General features: G+C 70.7%; 16 protein-coding genes. 11 read left to right on the top strand and 5 right to left on the bottom strand.

The genetic code is table 11. The features are described from left to right. The first annotated feature begins 10 nt into the window (after nucleotides 1-10). Together M3M27_RS06645 and M3M27_RS06640 are read left to right on the top strand one after the other, a co-directional pair. Nucleotides 11-985: an FAD:protein FMN transferase gene (locus M3M27_RS06645; RefSeq protein WP_434027536.1), complete on the top strand. Its 975-nt coding sequence runs from the start codon at nucleotides 11-13 to the stop codon at nucleotides 983-985. Then, a complete protein-coding gene (locus tag M3M27_RS06640) occupies nucleotides 982-2,580 on the top strand; it encodes a sulfite reductase subunit alpha (RefSeq protein ID WP_434027535.1) in 1,599 nt (532 codons plus the stop codon). The genes M3M27_RS06645 and M3M27_RS06640 overlap by 4 nt, the downstream gene beginning before the upstream one ends. A 9-nt stretch (nucleotides 2,581-2,589) precedes the next feature. Here M3M27_RS06640 and M3M27_RS06635 read toward each other — a convergent pair whose 3' ends face one another. Continuing rightward, nucleotides 2,590-3,180, bottom strand: coding sequence for a HutD/Ves family protein (locus M3M27_RS06635; RefSeq protein WP_434027534.1), 591 nt, complete (start codon nucleotides 3,178-3,180; stop codon nucleotides 2,590-2,592). Nucleotides 3,181-3,424: 244 nt separating this feature from the next. Then, a complete protein-coding gene (locus M3M27_RS06630) occupies nucleotides 3,425-3,757 on the bottom strand; it encodes a ComEA family DNA-binding protein (protein ID WP_140719033.1) in 333 nt (110 codons plus the stop codon). 202 nt (nucleotides 3,758-3,959) lie between these two features. Here M3M27_RS06630 and M3M27_RS06625 point away from each other — a divergent pair, with 202 nt between their 5' ends. From M3M27_RS06625 to murU, 4 genes are all read left to right on the top strand, one after another. Further along, nucleotides 3,960-5,453 (top strand): M20 family metallopeptidase, encoded by a 1,494-nt coding sequence (locus tag M3M27_RS06625; RefSeq protein ID WP_434027533.1) that lies wholly within the window; start codon nucleotides 3,960-3,962, stop codon nucleotides 5,451-5,453. A gap of 449 nt (nucleotides 5,454-5,902) precedes the next feature. Further along, nucleotides 5,903-6,172 (top strand): GlsB/YeaQ/YmgE family stress response membrane protein, encoded by a 270-nt coding sequence (locus M3M27_RS06620; protein ID WP_140719035.1) that lies wholly within the window; start codon nucleotides 5,903-5,905, stop codon nucleotides 6,170-6,172. A gap of 62 nt (nucleotides 6,173-6,234) precedes the next feature. Beyond that, entirely contained in the window at nucleotides 6,235-7,260 is a 1,026-nt protein-coding gene (locus tag M3M27_RS06615) for an aminoglycoside phosphotransferase family protein (RefSeq protein ID WP_434027531.1), read from the top strand. Then, entirely contained in the window at nucleotides 7,257-7,982 is a 726-nt protein-coding gene (gene murU, locus M3M27_RS06610; protein ID WP_434027530.1) for an N-acetylmuramate alpha-1-phosphate uridylyltransferase MurU, read from the top strand. The genes M3M27_RS06615 and murU overlap by 4 nt, the downstream gene beginning before the upstream one ends. A gap of 100 nt (nucleotides 7,983-8,082) precedes the next feature. On the opposite strand, the gene hda is transcribed toward murU, so the two are convergent. The 3 genes from hda to M3M27_RS06595 are packed head-to-tail and all read right to left on the bottom strand — an operon-like array spanning nucleotide 8,083 to nucleotide 11,089. Then, on the bottom strand, nucleotides 8,083-8,823 hold the full coding sequence (gene hda / locus M3M27_RS06605) for a DnaA regulatory inactivator Hda (protein ID WP_434027529.1): 741 nt from the start codon (nucleotides 8,821-8,823) through the stop codon (nucleotides 8,083-8,085). Continuing rightward, entirely contained in the window at nucleotides 8,820-9,986 is a 1,167-nt protein-coding gene (locus M3M27_RS06600) for an AI-2E family transporter (protein ID WP_140719039.1), read from the bottom strand. Before M3M27_RS06600 ends, hda begins: the two co-directional genes overlap by 4 nt. Then, complete coding sequence (locus tag M3M27_RS06595) at nucleotides 9,983-11,089, bottom strand: DUF2066 domain-containing protein (RefSeq protein ID WP_434027972.1); 1,107 nt, start codon at nucleotides 11,087-11,089, stop codon at nucleotides 9,983-9,985. Before M3M27_RS06595 ends, M3M27_RS06600 begins: the two co-directional genes overlap by 4 nt. A gap of 292 nt (nucleotides 11,090-11,381) precedes the next feature. Here M3M27_RS06595 and purM point away from each other — a divergent pair, with 292 nt between their 5' ends. From purM to M3M27_RS06570, 5 genes are all read left to right on the top strand, one after another. Then, nucleotides 11,382-12,404 carry a phosphoribosylformylglycinamidine cyclo-ligase gene (purM, locus tag M3M27_RS06590; protein ID WP_434027971.1) on the top strand — a complete coding sequence of 341 codons (1,023 nt, stop codon included), beginning with the start codon at nucleotides 11,382-11,384 and terminating at the stop codon, nucleotides 12,402-12,404. A gap of 15 nt (nucleotides 12,405-12,419) precedes the next feature. Further along, nucleotides 12,420-12,869: a hypothetical protein gene (locus M3M27_RS06585; protein WP_434027528.1), complete on the top strand. Its 450-nt coding sequence runs from the start codon at nucleotides 12,420-12,422 to the stop codon at nucleotides 12,867-12,869. 34 nt (nucleotides 12,870-12,903) lie between these two features. Then, nucleotides 12,904-13,557 (top strand): phosphoribosylglycinamide formyltransferase, encoded by a 654-nt coding sequence (gene purN / locus M3M27_RS06580; protein ID WP_434027527.1) that lies wholly within the window; start codon nucleotides 12,904-12,906, stop codon nucleotides 13,555-13,557. A gap of 66 nt (nucleotides 13,558-13,623) precedes the next feature. Beyond that, nucleotides 13,624-14,406, top strand: a complete 783-nt coding sequence (locus M3M27_RS06575) for a DUF3108 domain-containing protein (RefSeq protein ID WP_434027970.1) — start codon at nucleotides 13,624-13,626, stop codon at nucleotides 14,404-14,406. 4 nt (nucleotides 14,407-14,410) lie between these two features. After that, on the top strand, nucleotides 14,411-15,094 hold the full coding sequence (locus M3M27_RS06570) for a DUF3108 domain-containing protein (protein ID WP_140719043.1): 684 nt from the start codon (nucleotides 14,411-14,413) through the stop codon (nucleotides 15,092-15,094). The last annotated feature ends 1 nt before the right edge of the window (nucleotide 15,095 follow it).

Raw genomic sequence — 15,095 nt, 5'->3', positions numbered from 1 at the left:
GAGTCCCCGGATGTCCCACGCCTCCCTCGACATCGCCACGCTCGGCGGCCAGACCATGGGCACGACCTGGAGCGTGAAGCTGGTCGTGCCGCGCCACCGCGACCTGCACCCGATCCACGCCGGGATCCAGCGCGTGCTGGACACCGTGGTGGCGCAGATGAGCACCTGGGAGCCGGAGTCGGGCATCAGCCGCTACAACCGCGCGCCGGCCGGCAGCTGGCACCGGTTGCCCGGCGGCTTCCGCGCGGTGATGCAGGTGGCGCTCGACGTCGCCCGCGCCAGCGGCGGCGCATTCGATCCCAGCGTCGGGCCGCTGGTCTCGCTGTGGGGATTCGGCGCGCATGCCGGGGCCCGGCGCGTGCCTGCGCAGGACGCGATCGACGCCATGCGCGCGCGCGTGGGCTGGACGCGGCTGCAATGGCGCGACGATGGGCACGAGCTGCTGCAGCCCGGCGGGCTCGAACTCGACCTGTCCGGCATCGCCAAGGGCTACGGCGTGGATGCGGTGCATCGGCACCTGAAGGAACAGGCCATCGCCAGCGCGCTGGTGGAAGTGGGGGGCGAACTGCATGGCTACGGTCGCAAGCCCGATGGCCAGCCGTGGCGCGTGCTGGTGGAATCGGCGCCGGAGGAGGACGACGCCTCCGGCCTGCCGCCGCGCGTGCTGGCGCTGGACGACCTCGCGATAGCCACCTCGGGCGATCGCTGGCACCGCTTCGATGCGGACGGCCGGCGTTATTCGCACACCTTCGATCCGCGCCTGGGCCGGCCCGTCGAACGGGCCGCCGCGGCCGTGACCGTGATCGCCGGCGACGCGACGCAAGCCGATGCCTGGGCGACCGCCTTCACCGTGCTCGGCCCGGGCCCCGGCATCGCCCTGGCCGACGCACGCGGGCTGGCGGTGCGCTTTCTTGCCCGCACCCACGCCGGCGTGGAAGAACGCATGAGCCAAGCCTTCGAGCGGCTGCTGGAAACCCACGCATGAACGGCGCATCGCGGCGTGCCGTCGCTGGCAACCTGGCGGTCGGCGCATTGCTGGCGTCGATCGCCCTGGGCCTGCTGCGCCTGCACGAAGGCGACTGGTGGAGCGCCCCGCCGCTGCCCGGGCGCTGGTGGCTGGCCGGCATCGCCGTGCTCGCCTACGCCGCCGGCAGCGCCTGGGTCGCATCGCGCTCGCGCAGCCTCGCGACCGGGCCGGCCGACGGCGCCGGACTGCTGGTCGCCTGGGCGAGCCAGACCGGGTTCGCGCGCGAACTGGCGGAGCGCAGCGTGGAAACCCTCGCGAACGTGGGCCAGCCGGCCGTCGCCCTGCCGCTGGAACGGCTCGACGCTTCCCGGCTCGCTTCCGGCGCCCGCATACTGTTCATCGCCAGCACCACCGGCGAAGGCGACGCGCCCGACCACGCGCAACCGTTCCTGCGCGACGTGATGCAGCGCTCCCTGCAGCTGCCGTCGTTGCGCTACGCCGTGCTGGCGCTCGGCGACCGCGACTACGCCGACTACTGCGCGTTCGGCCGCCGGCTCGAGCGATGGTTGCGGCACCAGGGCGCGCATGCGCTGTTCGAGCGGATCGACGTGGACCGCGCCGCGCCGGAAGCGCTGCGCCAATGGCAATCGCTGCTGGCGCAGCTCGGCGACCGGCCGTCGACCTTGCCGGACTGGGAGAAGCCACGCTATGCGCCATGGCGCCTGCTGCAACGGAACCTGCTCAACGCCGGCAGTGCCGGCGGCGAGGTCTATCGCATCGCGCTCGCGCCGGCCCGGGGGCCGCTGCCGCACTGGCAGGCCGGCGACATCGCCGAGATCGGTCCGCGCCAGGCGGCCACCCGCGTGGATGCCTGGCTGCGGACGCACGCACTGGACGGCACGCAACGGGTGGACGGCCGGCCCTTGCGCGACTGGCTGAGCGAATCGCGCCTGCCGGACCTGGCCGGCCCCGCCGATCCGGCGACGCTGGTGCGCGGGCTGCAGCCGCTGCCGCACCGCGAGTATTCGATCGCCTCGATCCCCCCGGAAGGCCGCCTGGAGCTGCTGTTGCGCCTGCAGACCGACGCCCGGGGCCAACCCGGCCTCGGCAGCGGCTGGCTGTGCCGCCATGCCCGCCTTGGCGACGAAATCGCCCTGCGCATCCGCAGCAATCCGAATTTCCACGGCCCCGGGCCGCAGGTGCCGATGATCCTGGTCGGCAACGGCACCGGGATCGCCGGCTTGCGCGCGCACCTGGCCGAACGCATCGCCGCCGGGGCGCGGCGCAACTGGCTGCTGTTCGGGGAACGCAATGCGGCCTTCGACCTGCATTTCGGCGAGGACCTGCGCGCCTGGCAGCGCGATGGCTGGCTGGAACGCCTCGACACGGCGTTCTCCCGCGACGGCGCCGGCCCGGCCCGCTACGTGCAGCATCGCCTGCGCGAAGCCGCCGCAACCCTGCGCGAGTGGGTCGCCGACGGCGCCGCGATCCACGTCTGCGGCAGCCTGCGCGGCATGGCGCCGGAGGTGGAACGGGTACTGGACGAGGTCCTCGGCCCGGAGGCGCGCGAGCAACTCTCGCTTCAAGGCCGCTACCGGCGCGACGTGTATTGAGCCAGGCCCTCAGGCCGGACGGATCCGGACCGCCAGCAATTCGCCGGCGCCGTCGACCCCGTGCCCCTCGCGTGTTCCGGCGCCCAGCCAGGCGGTATCGCCAGCCGCTATCCCGCCCAGGCCGCTGCCCGCATCGAAGCGCGCCTGTCCCGCCAGCAGGTGGATCGCCCAGGCGACCCCGGGCTCGGTGAAGAACACCATCCGCCCGGCCAACGGGCGGTGCAGCACGTCCACTTGCAGCGCATCGCGCCGCCACATCACGTTGAAATCGTGCGTGACGCCGTCGATCAATTCGCCGGCGACGATCGCTTCGCCGGGAAACCGCGCGCGTTGGTAGGGCGGCAACAACGTCTCCACCCGCCCGTCCTCGAAACGCAGCCGCACGCCGTTGCCCTGCAACAGCACCAGCTCGCGCTCGACCCCGGGAAACGCGGAGAACGCCGCATCGCGCTCGATCTCGGCGATGGACAGCCGCAACGACCAGTCGCCGTCGCCGGGCAGGCGCAGGATTTCGCGGGTCCAGCCCAGGCCGTTGCGCCAGCGTTCGCGCCGGTAATCGGCCGCGGCGATCACCCGGGACGGTGCATGCAGGAGTGACATCCCGGCATTGTGCCTGCGCCTGCCGGGCCGCGCGAGACCGGGCGCCTCGAAGGCGGCATCGGCAGATCCCCAATCCCCAATCCCGGGTTCCAGTCCCACAACGAAAATCGCCCGGCTGCACGTCAATGTGCAACACCGGGCGATACACATCCATCTCGGCTTCCAGCCTTCCCCTAGACTTCCTGTCCAGATAGGTAGCGGCCACGCATCCTGCGTCGGACCGTATTGCGGATTTCCATTCCCCTCAGCGTCTTTGCACCGGCTGTGCAGCCGCCGCCTTGGCAGCCTTCGCAGCGGGGGTATTCCCTGCCCCCACTTCGATCAGGTCTCTGTTCCTTTCGACCGTCTTGAGTCCGATTCCCTTGACCAGCGCCAGCTCCTCGGCGCTTTTGAAGGGACCGTTGGCCCGGCGGTGTTCGACGATGGCCTGCGCCTTGGCGGGCCCGACGTTCACCAGCACCCTGTCCAGGTCGGCGGCACTCGCCGTGTTGATGTTGATCCTTTCGACCGCATGGGCCGCGGAGGACAGCAGCAACGCCAGGAACAAGGACTGCAGGACTACGGCTAAAGACTTCATGGCAACGCTCCTTGTGGCTTGGGAAGGGTCCTGGCCGGCATTCCTGCCGGCTGGAACAGTGTCCCGCGCCACATGAGACAAGCGTATCGTCGGCCCCCCGCACGCACAGCCGGTAAACCGCGCGCAGTGCTGTAGGAAAATTCCTACAAACGGCGGCAGGCGTAGAATGGGCGCTCTTAGTCACGTATTCCCGGAGCACCCGATGGACAGCCGCAAGATCGACCAGTACGTCAGCGAGAAATGGGACAAGGACATCGTTCCGCAGTTGGTCGATTACATCCGCATCCCCAACAAGTCGCCGATGTTCGACGCCAATTGGGTCGCAAACGGCTACATGGACCAGGCGGTCGCCCTGATGGAGAACTGGGCCCGGGCGCAGAAGATCGCCGGCCTGCAGGTCGAGGTGGTCCGCCTGGAAGGCCGCACCCCGTTGATCTTCCTTGAAATCCCGGCCAGCGGCCCGGAGACCGGCGAGGACACCGTGCTGCTCTACGGCCACCTCGACAAGCAGCCGGAGATGACCGGCTGGGACGAGGAGCTGGGTCCGTGGAAGCCGGTGCTGCGGGGCGACAAGCTGTACGGCCGCGGCGGCGCCGACGACGGCTACGCGATCTTCGGTTCGCTGACCTCGATCATGGCGCTGCAGGAACAGGGCCTGCCGCATGCGCGCTGCGTGATCCTGATCGAGGCCTGCGAGGAATCCGGCTCCTACGACCTGCCGGCGTACGTCGACCACCTGGCCGACCGCATCGGCAAGCCGTCGCTGGTGGTGTGCCTGGACTCGGGCTGCGCCAACTACGACCAACTGTGGTGCACCACCTCCCTGCGCGGCCTGACCGGCGGCAACCTGACCGTGAAGGTGCTGGAGGAAGGCGTGCACTCCGGCGATGCCTCCGGCGTGGTGCCGTCCAGCTTCCGCCTGCTGCGCCAGCTGCTGTCGCGGATCGAGGACGAGAAGACCGGCCGCATCCTGCTCGAGGACCTGCACGTCGAGGTGCCGCAGGAGCGCCTGGCGCAGGCCAAGCGCGCCGCCGAGGTGGTCGATACCGCGATCTTCGACAAGTTCCCGCTGGTGAAGGGCCTCGAGCCGATGAACGAGGACCTGACCGAGCTGGTGCTCAACCGCACCTGGCGCCCGGCGCTGTCGGTCACCGGCATCGGCGGCATGCCGCCGCTGGAGTCGGCCGGCAACGTGCTGCGCCCGCATACCGCCGTGAAGCTGTCGCTGCGCCTGCCGCCGACCGCCGATGGCAAGCGCTGCGGCGAGCGGCTGAAGGAAGCGCTGCTGCGCGATCCGCCCAACGGCGCGCAGGTCACGCTGGAGCTGGAAAAGGCATCCAGCGGCTGGAACGCGCCGGCGATGGCGCCGTGGCTGGAAAAGGCCATCGACGAGGCCAGCCAGACCTTCTTCGGCAAGCCGGCCATGTACATGGGCGAAGGCGGCTCGATCCCGTTCATGGGCATGCTCGGCGAGAAGTTCCCGGGCGCGCAGTTCATGATCACCGGCGTGCTCGGCCCGCACTCCAACGCGCACGGCCCCAACGAGTTCCTGCACATCCCGATGGGCAAGCGCGTCACCGCCTGCGTGGCCAAGGTGATCGCCGAGCACCACGCGGCCAGCCTGCGCGGCGAAACCAGCGGCTCGCCGGTGGCGGCCGACAGCGGCAGCCGGCACGGCGGGCACGGTTGTTGCTGATCCGGGCCTAGGACCTAGGACCTAGGACCTGGGACCTGGGACCTGGGACCTGGGACCTGGGATTCGGGATTCGGGATTCGGGATTCGGGATTCGGGATTCGGGATTCGGGATTCGGGATTCGGGAAAGGCGCCTTCGCCTGGGGTCGGCTGTCAAGCGATCCGATGCGTTCTTGCAGTTTCTCGCTTTTTTTGTGGGAGGGACTTCAGTCCCGACAGATGGCCGGTCAAGCCCGTCGGGCTGAAGCCCCTCCCACAACGACATCCGACCCGAAGCAGGCGTGTCGCTCCTCCGAGTTTCCAAACCGGGTCCCGGCCTTGCCCGGTGAAGCCCTGCAGGGCTGAAGCTCCCCCCACGACGGCGTTCGATGCGGGGGCGGGCTTCGCGGGTCCCGCCCCAACGCACGCCCCGGCCTGCTAGTCTGCGCGCGGTTCCCCACCGGAGTGTCCCATGAGCGGATTGTTCGGCAGCGACAGCTGGCTCTACATCATCCTGGTCGGCTTCGTGGTCGGCCTGCTCGCCCGCTTCTTCATGCCGGGCAACAACCGCATGGGCTGCCTGCTGACGATCGTGCTCGGCATCGGCGGCGCGGTGCTCGCGGGCTGGTTCGGCCGCTACATGGGCTGGTACGCCGCCGGCGAGCCGGCCGGCTTCCTCGCCGCACTGCTCGGGGCCGTGGCCATCCTGGCGCTGCTGCGGCTGTTCAGCGGCAAGTCCTGACCCCTTCCTCCTCCCCGCTTTCCCGCGGCGGCGCCCCGGTGCCGCCCCGTTCTTCGCACGCGATGACCCCAGTTACCGACAGCGATTCCCCACGCGAACGGCAGCGCCTGCATTGGGCGCGCCAGGCCCTCGGCGATGCGCAGGCCAGCCTGCAACGCGCCTCGATCGATGCCGGCTTCCGCAGCTATTGGCGCAGCGAGGGGAAAGGCCCGTCGCGGATCGTGATGGACTCGCCGCCCGGCCTGGAGGACGTGCGCCCATGGCTGCGCATGCAGCGGCTGCTCGGCGGCGCCGGCGTGCGCGTGCCGCAGGTGCTGGCCGAGGACGTTGAGCAGGGATTCCTGCTGCTGGAGGACCTGGGCGGGCCGACGCTGGCGCAGGTACTGGATGCATCGAACGCCGACGACCTGTTCGACGCGGCGGTCGGGCAATTGCTCAAGCTGCAGAAGATCGCGCCACCGGAGGGCATCGGCGAGTTCGGCGAGGCCCTGCTGCAGCGCGACGCAGGCTTGTTCGAGGAATGGTTCCTGGGCCGCCACCTGGGCATCGCGCTGGATTGCGGCGAGGCCGAACAGCTCCAGCTCGTGCAGCGCCGCCTGATGGACAATGCGCTCGCCCAGCCGCGCGTGCTGGCGCATCGCGATTTCATGCCGCGCAACCTGATGCCGGCCGCGGACGGGCCGGCGGTGCTGGACTTCCAGGATTGCGTGCTCGGCCCGGTCGCCTACGACCCGGTGAGCCTGTTCAAGGACACCTCGGTGAGCTGGCCGCTGGCGCGCGTCGACGCTTGGCTGGCGCGGTATCACGCGCGCGCGCTCGAAGCCGGCATCCCGGTGCCCGCCAGCCGCGAGCGCTTCCTGCGCGACGCCGACTGGATGGGCGTACAGCGCCACCTGAAGAACCTGGGCATCTTCTCGCGCCTGAACTACCGCGACGGCAAGGACTGGTACCTGCGCAACGTGCCGCGCTTCATCGCCTACCTGGACGAAGTGTTGCCGCGCCATCCGCCGTTGCAGCCGCTGCGGCACCTGCTCGACAGCCGCATCCGTCCCGCGCTGGCCGCGCGCGAAGCGCAGGCGGGCGCATGAAGGCGCTGATCTTCGCTGCCGGCCTCGGCGAACGCATGCGGCCGCTCACCGACCGCACCCCGAAGCCGCTGCTGGCGGCCGGCGGCGAACCGCTGATCGCCTGGCACCTGTACCGGCTCGCCGCGCTCGGCGTGCGCGAGGTCGTGGTCAATACCTCGTGGCTGGCGGAACGGTTCCCGGAGATGCTCGGCGACGGCAGCCGCTTCGGCTTGCGCCTGCATTACTCGTTCGAAGGACCGGTGCCGCTGGAGACCGGCGGCGGCATGCTGCATGCGTTGCCGCTGCTGGGCGACGCGCCGTTCATCGCGATCAACGGCGATGTCTGGAGCGATTTCGACCTGGCGCGGCTGCCTCGGGCCCCGCACGGCGACGCGCACCTGGTGCTGGTCGACAATCCCGACCACCATCCGGCCGGCGATTTCCGCCTGCTGGACGACGGCCGGGTATGCGATCGCGAGGCGGGCCATCCCGCGCTGACGTTCGCCGGGATCGGCGTGTACCGCCCGGGCCTGCTCGATCGCTGGCGCGACGCGATCGGCGCGGCGCCGGGCGCCGACGCGACGCCGCCGCGCTTCAAGCTGGCGCCGTTGCTGCGCGCGGCGATGCAGGCAGGCCGCGTGACCGGCGAGCGCCATTGCGGGCAGTGGACCGACGTGGGCACGCCGGAGCGGCTGGCGCAGTTGGATCGGCAACTGAACGCACGGCGCTCTCCAGTGCCATAGCCGTCATTTCCCGGCGCGGGGGCTTCGCCCGTACCCCCATCCGTCCCTGCGGGGCAGCTTCTCCCGGGGAAGGGAAAGGCTTGCATCCATCTTGCGACCGCTACGGGTTCCTGGCCTCGCCCAGGACCCGGCGCAGGAACGGCACGGTGACGCGCCGCTTGGCCGCCAGCGATTCGCGGTCGAGCCGGTCCAGCAGCCGCACCAGCGCCGCCGGTTCGCGCTCGCCATGCACCAGCAGCCAGTCGATCGCCGCTTCTTCCAGCACCAGCCCGCGGCGTTGCGCGCGGTCGCGCAGCACCGCCGCACGGCCGCTGTCGTCCAGCGCCGGCAAGGTGATCCGCGTGCATTGCGACAGCCGCGAGCGCAGGTCCGGCAGGGCCAGCGCCAAGGCATCGGGCATGGCCTGCGCGGTATACAGCAGCGTCACTCCCGCGGCACGCGCGCGGTTGTGGAAATCGAACAGCGCCACCTCGTCGTCGCGGTTGCCGGCGATGCCGTGCGCCCGCTCGCCCTGGCGCGTGCCGGCGACATGTTCCAGGCCGTCGAGCGCGATCACGTCGCGACCTTCCAGCGCCTCCAGCGCCTCGCGCAGGCGCCCCGCCGCCGCCAGCAACGGCAGGTAGGCGGCCGCGCGCCCGGCCTGCTCGGCAGCGGCACACAGCGACAGCGCCAGGTGGGTCTTGCCGCTGCCCGCGGGGCCGGCAAGGTACAGCCAGTCGCGCACCGCGCCGGCGGCCATCGCCTGCAGGTGCTCGACCAGCCCCTCGGGCGCGGCGACGAAGCTCTCGAAACGCTGGTCCGGCGGATAGCGCAGGGCCAGCGGCAACTGCGGCACGCTCACGTCGGATCGCCGTCCTTAGGCACTTCGACGACCGCGTTCTTGTCGACGTAGCTGTCGAGCAGGATCGTCGGCCGCTCGCCGGCGTACAGGTCGCTCTGCTTGTAGCGCTCATGGGCGTAGCGCAGCAGCACATTGGCCACCGCCGCCACAGGCAGCGCCAGCAGCATGCCGAGGAAGCCGAACAGCTGGCCGCCGGCCATCACCGCGAAGATCACCGCGACCGGGTGCAGGCCGATCTTGTCGCCGACGATGCGCGGGGTCAGCACGTAGCTCTCCAGCAGCTGCCCGACCGTGAAGGTCGCCGCCAGCCCGACCATCAGCCGCAGGTCGAAGCCGTGCGCCTGCACCAGCGCGGCCAGCACCGCCAGCACCACGCCGGTGGTCGCGCCCAGGTAGGGGATGAAGCTGATCAGGCCCGCGATCAGGCCGATCAGCAGGCCCAGGTTGAGGCCGCTGATCGACAGCCCGGCCGCGTAGATCACGCCCAGCGCCACCATGACCAGGAACTGGCCGCGAATGAAGGCGCCGAGCACCTCGTTGGACTCCTGCGCGAGGCGGCCGACGGTGCCGATGTAGTTGCGCGGGATGATCGCCGCGACGCGCTCGACCAGCTTGTCCCAGTCGCGCAGGAAGTAGAACGTCAGGATCGGCAGCAGCACGATGTTGAGCACCCAGGCGACCATCGCGAAGCCCGAGCGCGACAGGTAGCCGAAGAAGGTCTTGGCGACGCCGCCGGCCTGCTGCCAGTGCGAGCGGATCCAGTCGATCAGGCGCTCCGGGTCGAGCCACGTCATCAGCTCCAGCCCGGTCTTCTGCTCGATCCACGGCACCGCGGTGCCGATCACCCAATCGCGCATCTGCGGCAGCGCGTTGATCAGCGTGACGATCTGGCGCTCGATCATCGGCACCAGGATCATCAACGCGAGCGCGACCAGCAGCAGCATCGAGGCGAACACCAGCACGACCGAGGTGTTGCGCGACAGCCCGGTGCGCTCGATGCGGTCGACCAGGGGATCGCCGAGCCATCCCAGCAGCAGCGCCAGCGCGAACGGGGTCAGCACCGGGGCCAGCAGCCAGATCACCCAGCACACGCCCACCGCCAGCGCCGTCCACTTCAGGCGGCGCAGGAACAGGGCGATTTCGGCTTCGGGCGACAGGTTCATTTCAGACGGTACTCGGCGCGCTCGCCGTCCAGGATGACCGGGCCTTCGGTCGGCACCGACACCGGCACCACCGGGCTGTCGTCGCCGAGCATGCGGTTGAGGCCGGAAATGCCGGTCAACAGCTCGAGGTCCGCCTCGAGCCGGTCGCCGGAAGCGCGGACCGGGCGGATGCCGCGCACCACCGACACGCCCTGCAGGGCGGCCGACAGGCGCAGGTAGTCGTCGGCGCTGCGGATGCCGGTGAACACCGCGCGGTAGACGCCGGGCGTGCCGGTCTCCACGCGCTTGGCGTAGCGCTTGACCAGCGCATCGGCGGCGCCGTCGGCACCGCCGGCCATCGCCCGGCGCGCATCGCCATCGCTGGTGGACCAGGTCGAAAGCACCTTGCCGTCGTCCACGAACACCCAATCCGCGGCCCAGCCGCCGCCGGACCGGTACAACTTGCCGATCAGTTGCATCGGCGGGCTGTAGCGGGCCGAGGCGCGCGCCACCGCCGCGGTGTCCTGGCGCCAGATCGCGCCGACCAGGGCCTGCTCGGCCGCGCCGCCGCCCGGCAGGCCGAGCCGGAAGCCGCGCTCCACCGCCCGGTCGAGCACGCTGCGCGCGGCATTGGACTGCTGCAACCCGACCAGGCGCGGCCCGGAACCGTCGTCGATCGCCAGCCACAGCACCGGCTTGGGCCGCGGCTGCGGCCAAACCGGCAGGCCGAGCGCGGCCACCAGGCCGTCCACGTCGTCCTGCCGGAAGCGCGCCACCAGCATGGTCTTGAAGGTCGGCGCGCCGGTCGGGGAGGTGCCCTGGTCCTGCCGGTAGTCGTAGCTGTCGACGTAGTTGCCGGCGTTGCGCAACGCCTGCGGCACGCCCGGCCGGGCCATGACGTTGCGGTCGCCGGACAGCTTGGCCAGCACCGCGCCCAGCGCGCGCGCCAGCCCGCCGGCCCGGTCGGACTCGGCCTGGCTGTTGACCGGCACTTCCGCCTCGTAGGCGCCCTGCGCCTTGGCCACGTCGCCCTCGGTACGCAGGTCGGCCTGGGCCAGGACCGGCGCCGCCGGCATCGCCAGCGCCGCGGCGAGAAGCGCGAGCGCGCCGGCGCGCATGGACATGCGGAGCGTGCCGCGGCCCTTCGGATGGACGCGACGCTCGCCGGGGCGCTTCGAGGCCAGGCGCGCGACGCGGGACCGCAGCATTCCCGGCAGGGTCCCGGGGGACGGGCCGTCAACGGCGCGGAGCCGACCGACGCATCTCATGAAGAAGGGCATAACACGCTCTAGCTCGACGTATTCCGGGGGAATTGTTGCCCGAATGCGGGCCTGGCGCCAACGTGGCTGCTAAAATCGCGCCCTTTCCGCCGAGCCGCCGCCCGTGACCAGCCCATCCCCTTCCGCCCCCACGCCCTTGACCTACCGCGACGCAGGCGTCGACATCGATGCCGGCAACGCCTTGGTGGAACGCATCAAGCCGCTGGTCAAGCGCAGCTTCCGGCCGGAGGTGATGGGCGGGCTGGGCGGCTTCGGCGCGCTGTTCGACCTGTCCGGCAAGTACAAGGAGCCGGTGCTGGTGTCCGGCACCGATGGCGTCGGCACCAAGCTGAAGCTGGCCCAGCAGCTGAACCGCCACGACACGATCGGCATCGACCTGGTCGCGATGTGCGTCAACGACGTGCTGGTCCAGGGCGCCGAGCCGCTGTTCTTCCTGGACTACTTCGCCACCGGCAAGCTGGACGTGGACACCGCGGCCGCGGTGGTCGGCGGCATCGCCCGCGGTTGCGAACTGTCCGGCTGCGCGCTGATCGGCGGCGAGACCGCCGAGATGCCCGACATGTATCCGCCGGGCGAGTACGACCTGGCCGGCTTCTGCGTGGCGGCGGTGGAGAAATCGCGTCTGCTGGACGGCGGCAAGGTCCGCGAGGGCGACGTGCTGATCGGCATCGCCTCCTCCGGCCCGCACTCGAACGGCTATTCGCTGGTCCGCCGCATCTACGAGCGCGCCGGCTCCCCGGCCGACCTGGACGTGGGCGGCGTGAAGCTGATCGACGCGCTGATGGCGCCCACCGCGCTGTACGTGAAGCCGGTGCTGGCGTTGCTGGCGTCCCACGGCGAAGCCATCCACGCCATGGCCCATGTCACCGGCGGCGGATTGACCGAGAACATCATCCGCGTGATCCCCGAAGGCCTCGGCCTGGACATCGATGCGCGCAGCTGGCCGCTGCCGCCGGTGTTCCAATGGCTGCAGCGCGAGGGCGCGGTGGAAGACGCCGAGATGTGGCGCACCTTCAATTGCGGCATCGGCTTCGTGCTGGTGGCCGAGCCGGCGCAGGCGGCCGCGCTGGAACAGGCGCTGGACGGTCAGGGCCTGGCGCACTGGCGGATCGGCCAGGTGGTGGCCGCGGGCGCCGGCGAACGCGTGCGCATCGGCTGAGCGTGCAGGCCTCGCATGGAAGCCGCCACGCCACCGCAGTTGCCGGCCACACCCGAGGACGTGCAGCAGCTCCGGCTGCTCTCGATCTTCCATTACGTGCTCGCCGGCCTCACCGCCCTGTTCTCGCTGTTCCCGCTGATCCACCTGTTCATGGGCCTGGCGATCGTCACCGGGCGGATGCCCATGGAGCCCCAGGGCGCGGACGCCCCGCCCATGGATCCACGGCTGTTCGGCTGGTTCTTCGTGGGCTTCGCGGCCCTGTTCATCCTCGGCGGGATGGCGCTGGCGGCATCGATGGCCTATGCCGGGCGCTGCATCGCGCGACGGCGGCGGCACCTGCTGTGCCTGGTCGTGGCCGGGCTCTCCTGCGCCCTCATGCCGCTCGGCACGGTGCTCGGCGTGTTCACCCTGGTGGTGCTGCTGCGCCCGCAGGTGAAGGCCCTGTTCGACGCGCCCGCGCCCTGAGTCGCCGCGGCACCAGGGCAAGGGAATCGGCGGCATGAGCATGCGCATCGCGGTACTGGCTTCCGGCCGTGGCAGCAACCTGCAGGCCATCCTCGACGCCATCGAGGCCGGCCGGCTGGAAGCGGAGGTCGTCGGCGTGTTCTCCGACCGCCCGGACGCCGCGGCGCTGGGCAAGGTACCCGAGCCGCTGCGCTGGTCGGCCCGGCCCAAGGACTTCCCCGGCCGGGAGGCCTTCGACGCGGCGCTCGGCGACGCGATCGCGGCCAGCCGCCCGGACTGGATCGTCTGCGCCGGCTACATGCGCATCCTCGGCGAGGCGCTGGTGCGCCGCTTCGCCGGCCGCATGATCAACATCCATCCCTCCCTGCTGCCGCGGCACCGCGGCCTGCACACCCACCTGCGCGCCCTGGAGGCCGGCGACGCCGAGCATGGCGCCAGCGTGCACGTGGTGGTGCCGGAACTGGATGCCGGCCCGGTGATCGCGCAGGCGGTGGTGCCGGTGCTGCCGGGCGACGACGTGGCCACCCTGGCCGCCCGGGTGCTGGAACGCGAGCACCCCTTGCTGGTCGCCAGCCTGGCCCTGCTGGCCGGCGGCCGCCTGAATGAACGCGAGGGAACCCTGCGCCTGGACGGTCAGGACCTGTTTACGCCGTTGCGCCTAGATTCGGCGGGCCATCTCTCGCGCTGAATACGGACACATCCCCGTGACCCTTCTTCAGGCATGCTGATGCCTGACCTTCCCGCGTATCCCTCCATGCCCGCCTTCCGCTCCACGCTGCTGCTCGCTTCCCTGCTGTTGCCGATGGCGACGGGCAACGCGCAGGAGCCGCCTGCCCCCCCGGCCGCCGCCGAGGTCCCCGCCGTGCCCGCGCAGGAATGGACGCCGCCGGCGCTGGAGCCCTTCGTCGCCACCTACCAGGCCTTCTACAAGGGCAAGGAAGCCGGCGACGCCACCATGCAGGTCACCCACACGGGCGGCGACCAGTGGCGCGTGGACATGGCGGTGCGCGGGCGCAAGGGCTTCGCCAGCGTGCTGGGGCTGAACCTCGAGCAGAGCACGGTGTTCCGCAACGACGGCAGCGTCTACGTGCCGCTGACCCAGAGCACGGTCAGGAAGGCGCTGTTCTTCGGCAAGCAGGTCACCGGCGTCTACGACTGGAAGAACGGCACGGTGCAATGGGAAGGCGACCTGAAGAAGGAACGCCGCCAGCCGATCGCGCTCAAGCCCGGCGACCAGAGCGCCCTGCTGCTGAACCTGTCGCTGATGCGCGATGCGCGCCCCGGCCAGGCCATGAGCTACCGTTACGTCGACCTGGGCCGGGTAAGGCAGTACGACTACCGCGCCGCGGAGGCGACCGAGAGCGTCCAGGTCGGCGACCTCAGCTACGACGCGCTGCGCGTCCAGCGCATCAACAGCGGCGACAACGAAACCATCCTCTGGATCGCCAACGGCGTACCCACGCCGGTGCGCATCCTGCAACGCGACAAGGGCGAGGACCAGATCGACCTGCGCCTGATCGAATACCAAGGAGTCTGAGCCGATGAACAGCCTCAAGCGTTCCCTTTCCCTGATCGCCGCCGCCGGCCTCGCGCTGGCGAGCCTGCCGGCGCTGGCGATCCAGCCTTTCCAGGCCGACTACAAGGCCAACTACATGGGCATGCAGGCCAACGGCACGATGACCCTGGCCGCGGCCGGCAACAACCAGTGGCGCTACACGCTGACGATCCAGAACCAGCTCGCCAACCTCAGCCAGAGCACCGTGTTCGACGAGCAGAACGGCCAGCTGCGCCCGCTGAGCAGCAACGACTCGTCCTCGCTGCTGGTGAAGAAGCGCAACGTGCAGGCCAGCTACGACTGGAACAGCCGCCAGGCCACCTGGAGCGGCGACATCAAGCCGGACCGCCGCGGCCCGGTGGCGCTGCAGCCGGGCGACATGGACGCGCTGCTGATCAACCTGGCGATCGCGCGCGACCTGGCGGCCGGCAAGTCGCTCAGCTACCGCATGGTCGACGAGGGCCGCGTCAAGCCGATGACCTACAAGGTCGTGGGCAAGGAAAACATCACCGTCAACGGCAAGTCGCAGCAGGCCACCAAGGTCTCGCGCACCGATGGCGACAAGGAGCTGATCGCCTGGATCGTGCCCAGCCTGCCGGTACCGGCGCGGCTGCTGCAGCGGGACAAGGGCCAGGATTCGCTCGACCTGACCATCCAGTCGGTGCGCTGAG

The sequence above is a fragment of the Xanthomonas boreopolis genome (assembly GCF_046529185.1).
GTDB classification, from domain to species: Bacteria; Pseudomonadota; Gammaproteobacteria; order Xanthomonadales; family Xanthomonadaceae; genus Pseudomonas_S; species Pseudomonas_S boreopolis.
This window is presented reverse-complemented; position numbering and strand designations above follow the sequence as displayed.

What these genes read in the sequence shown, in the direction of transcription:
- M3M27_RS06645 (WP_434027536.1), top strand. Translation starts at nt 11, where the DNA reads ATGTCCCACGCCTCCCTCGACATCGCCACGCTCGGCGGCCAGACCATG.
- M3M27_RS06640 (WP_434027535.1), top strand. Translation starts at nt 982, where the DNA reads ATGAACGGCGCATCGCGGCGTGCCGTCGCTGGCAACCTGGCGGTCGGC.
- M3M27_RS06635 (WP_434027534.1), bottom strand. Translation starts at nt 3,180, where the DNA reads ATGTCACTCCTGCATGCACCGTCCCGGGTGATCGCCGCGGCCGATTAC.
- M3M27_RS06630 (WP_140719033.1), bottom strand. Translation starts at nt 3,757, where the DNA reads ATGAAGTCTTTAGCCGTAGTCCTGCAGTCCTTGTTCCTGGCGTTGCTG.
- M3M27_RS06625 (WP_434027533.1), top strand. Translation starts at nt 3,960, where the DNA reads ATGGACAGCCGCAAGATCGACCAGTACGTCAGCGAGAAATGGGACAAG.
- M3M27_RS06620 (WP_140719035.1), top strand. Translation starts at nt 5,903, where the DNA reads ATGAGCGGATTGTTCGGCAGCGACAGCTGGCTCTACATCATCCTGGTC.
- M3M27_RS06615 (WP_434027531.1), top strand. Translation starts at nt 6,235, where the DNA reads ATGACCCCAGTTACCGACAGCGATTCCCCACGCGAACGGCAGCGCCTG.
- murU (WP_434027530.1), top strand. Translation starts at nt 7,257, where the DNA reads ATGAAGGCGCTGATCTTCGCTGCCGGCCTCGGCGAACGCATGCGGCCG.
- M3M27_RS06600 (WP_140719039.1), bottom strand. Translation starts at nt 9,986, where the DNA reads ATGAACCTGTCGCCCGAAGCCGAAATCGCCCTGTTCCTGCGCCGCCTG.
- M3M27_RS06595 (WP_434027972.1), bottom strand. Translation starts at nt 11,089, where the DNA reads ATGTCCATGCGCGCCGGCGCGCTCGCGCTTCTCGCCGCGGCGCTGGCG.
- M3M27_RS06585 (WP_434027528.1), top strand. Translation starts at nt 12,420, where the DNA reads ATGGAAGCCGCCACGCCACCGCAGTTGCCGGCCACACCCGAGGACGTG.
- purN (WP_434027527.1), top strand. Translation starts at nt 12,904, where the DNA reads ATGAGCATGCGCATCGCGGTACTGGCTTCCGGCCGTGGCAGCAACCTG.
- M3M27_RS06575 (WP_434027970.1), top strand. Translation starts at nt 13,624, where the DNA reads ATGCCCGCCTTCCGCTCCACGCTGCTGCTCGCTTCCCTGCTGTTGCCG.
- M3M27_RS06570 (WP_140719043.1), top strand. Translation starts at nt 14,411, where the DNA reads ATGAACAGCCTCAAGCGTTCCCTTTCCCTGATCGCCGCCGCCGGCCTC.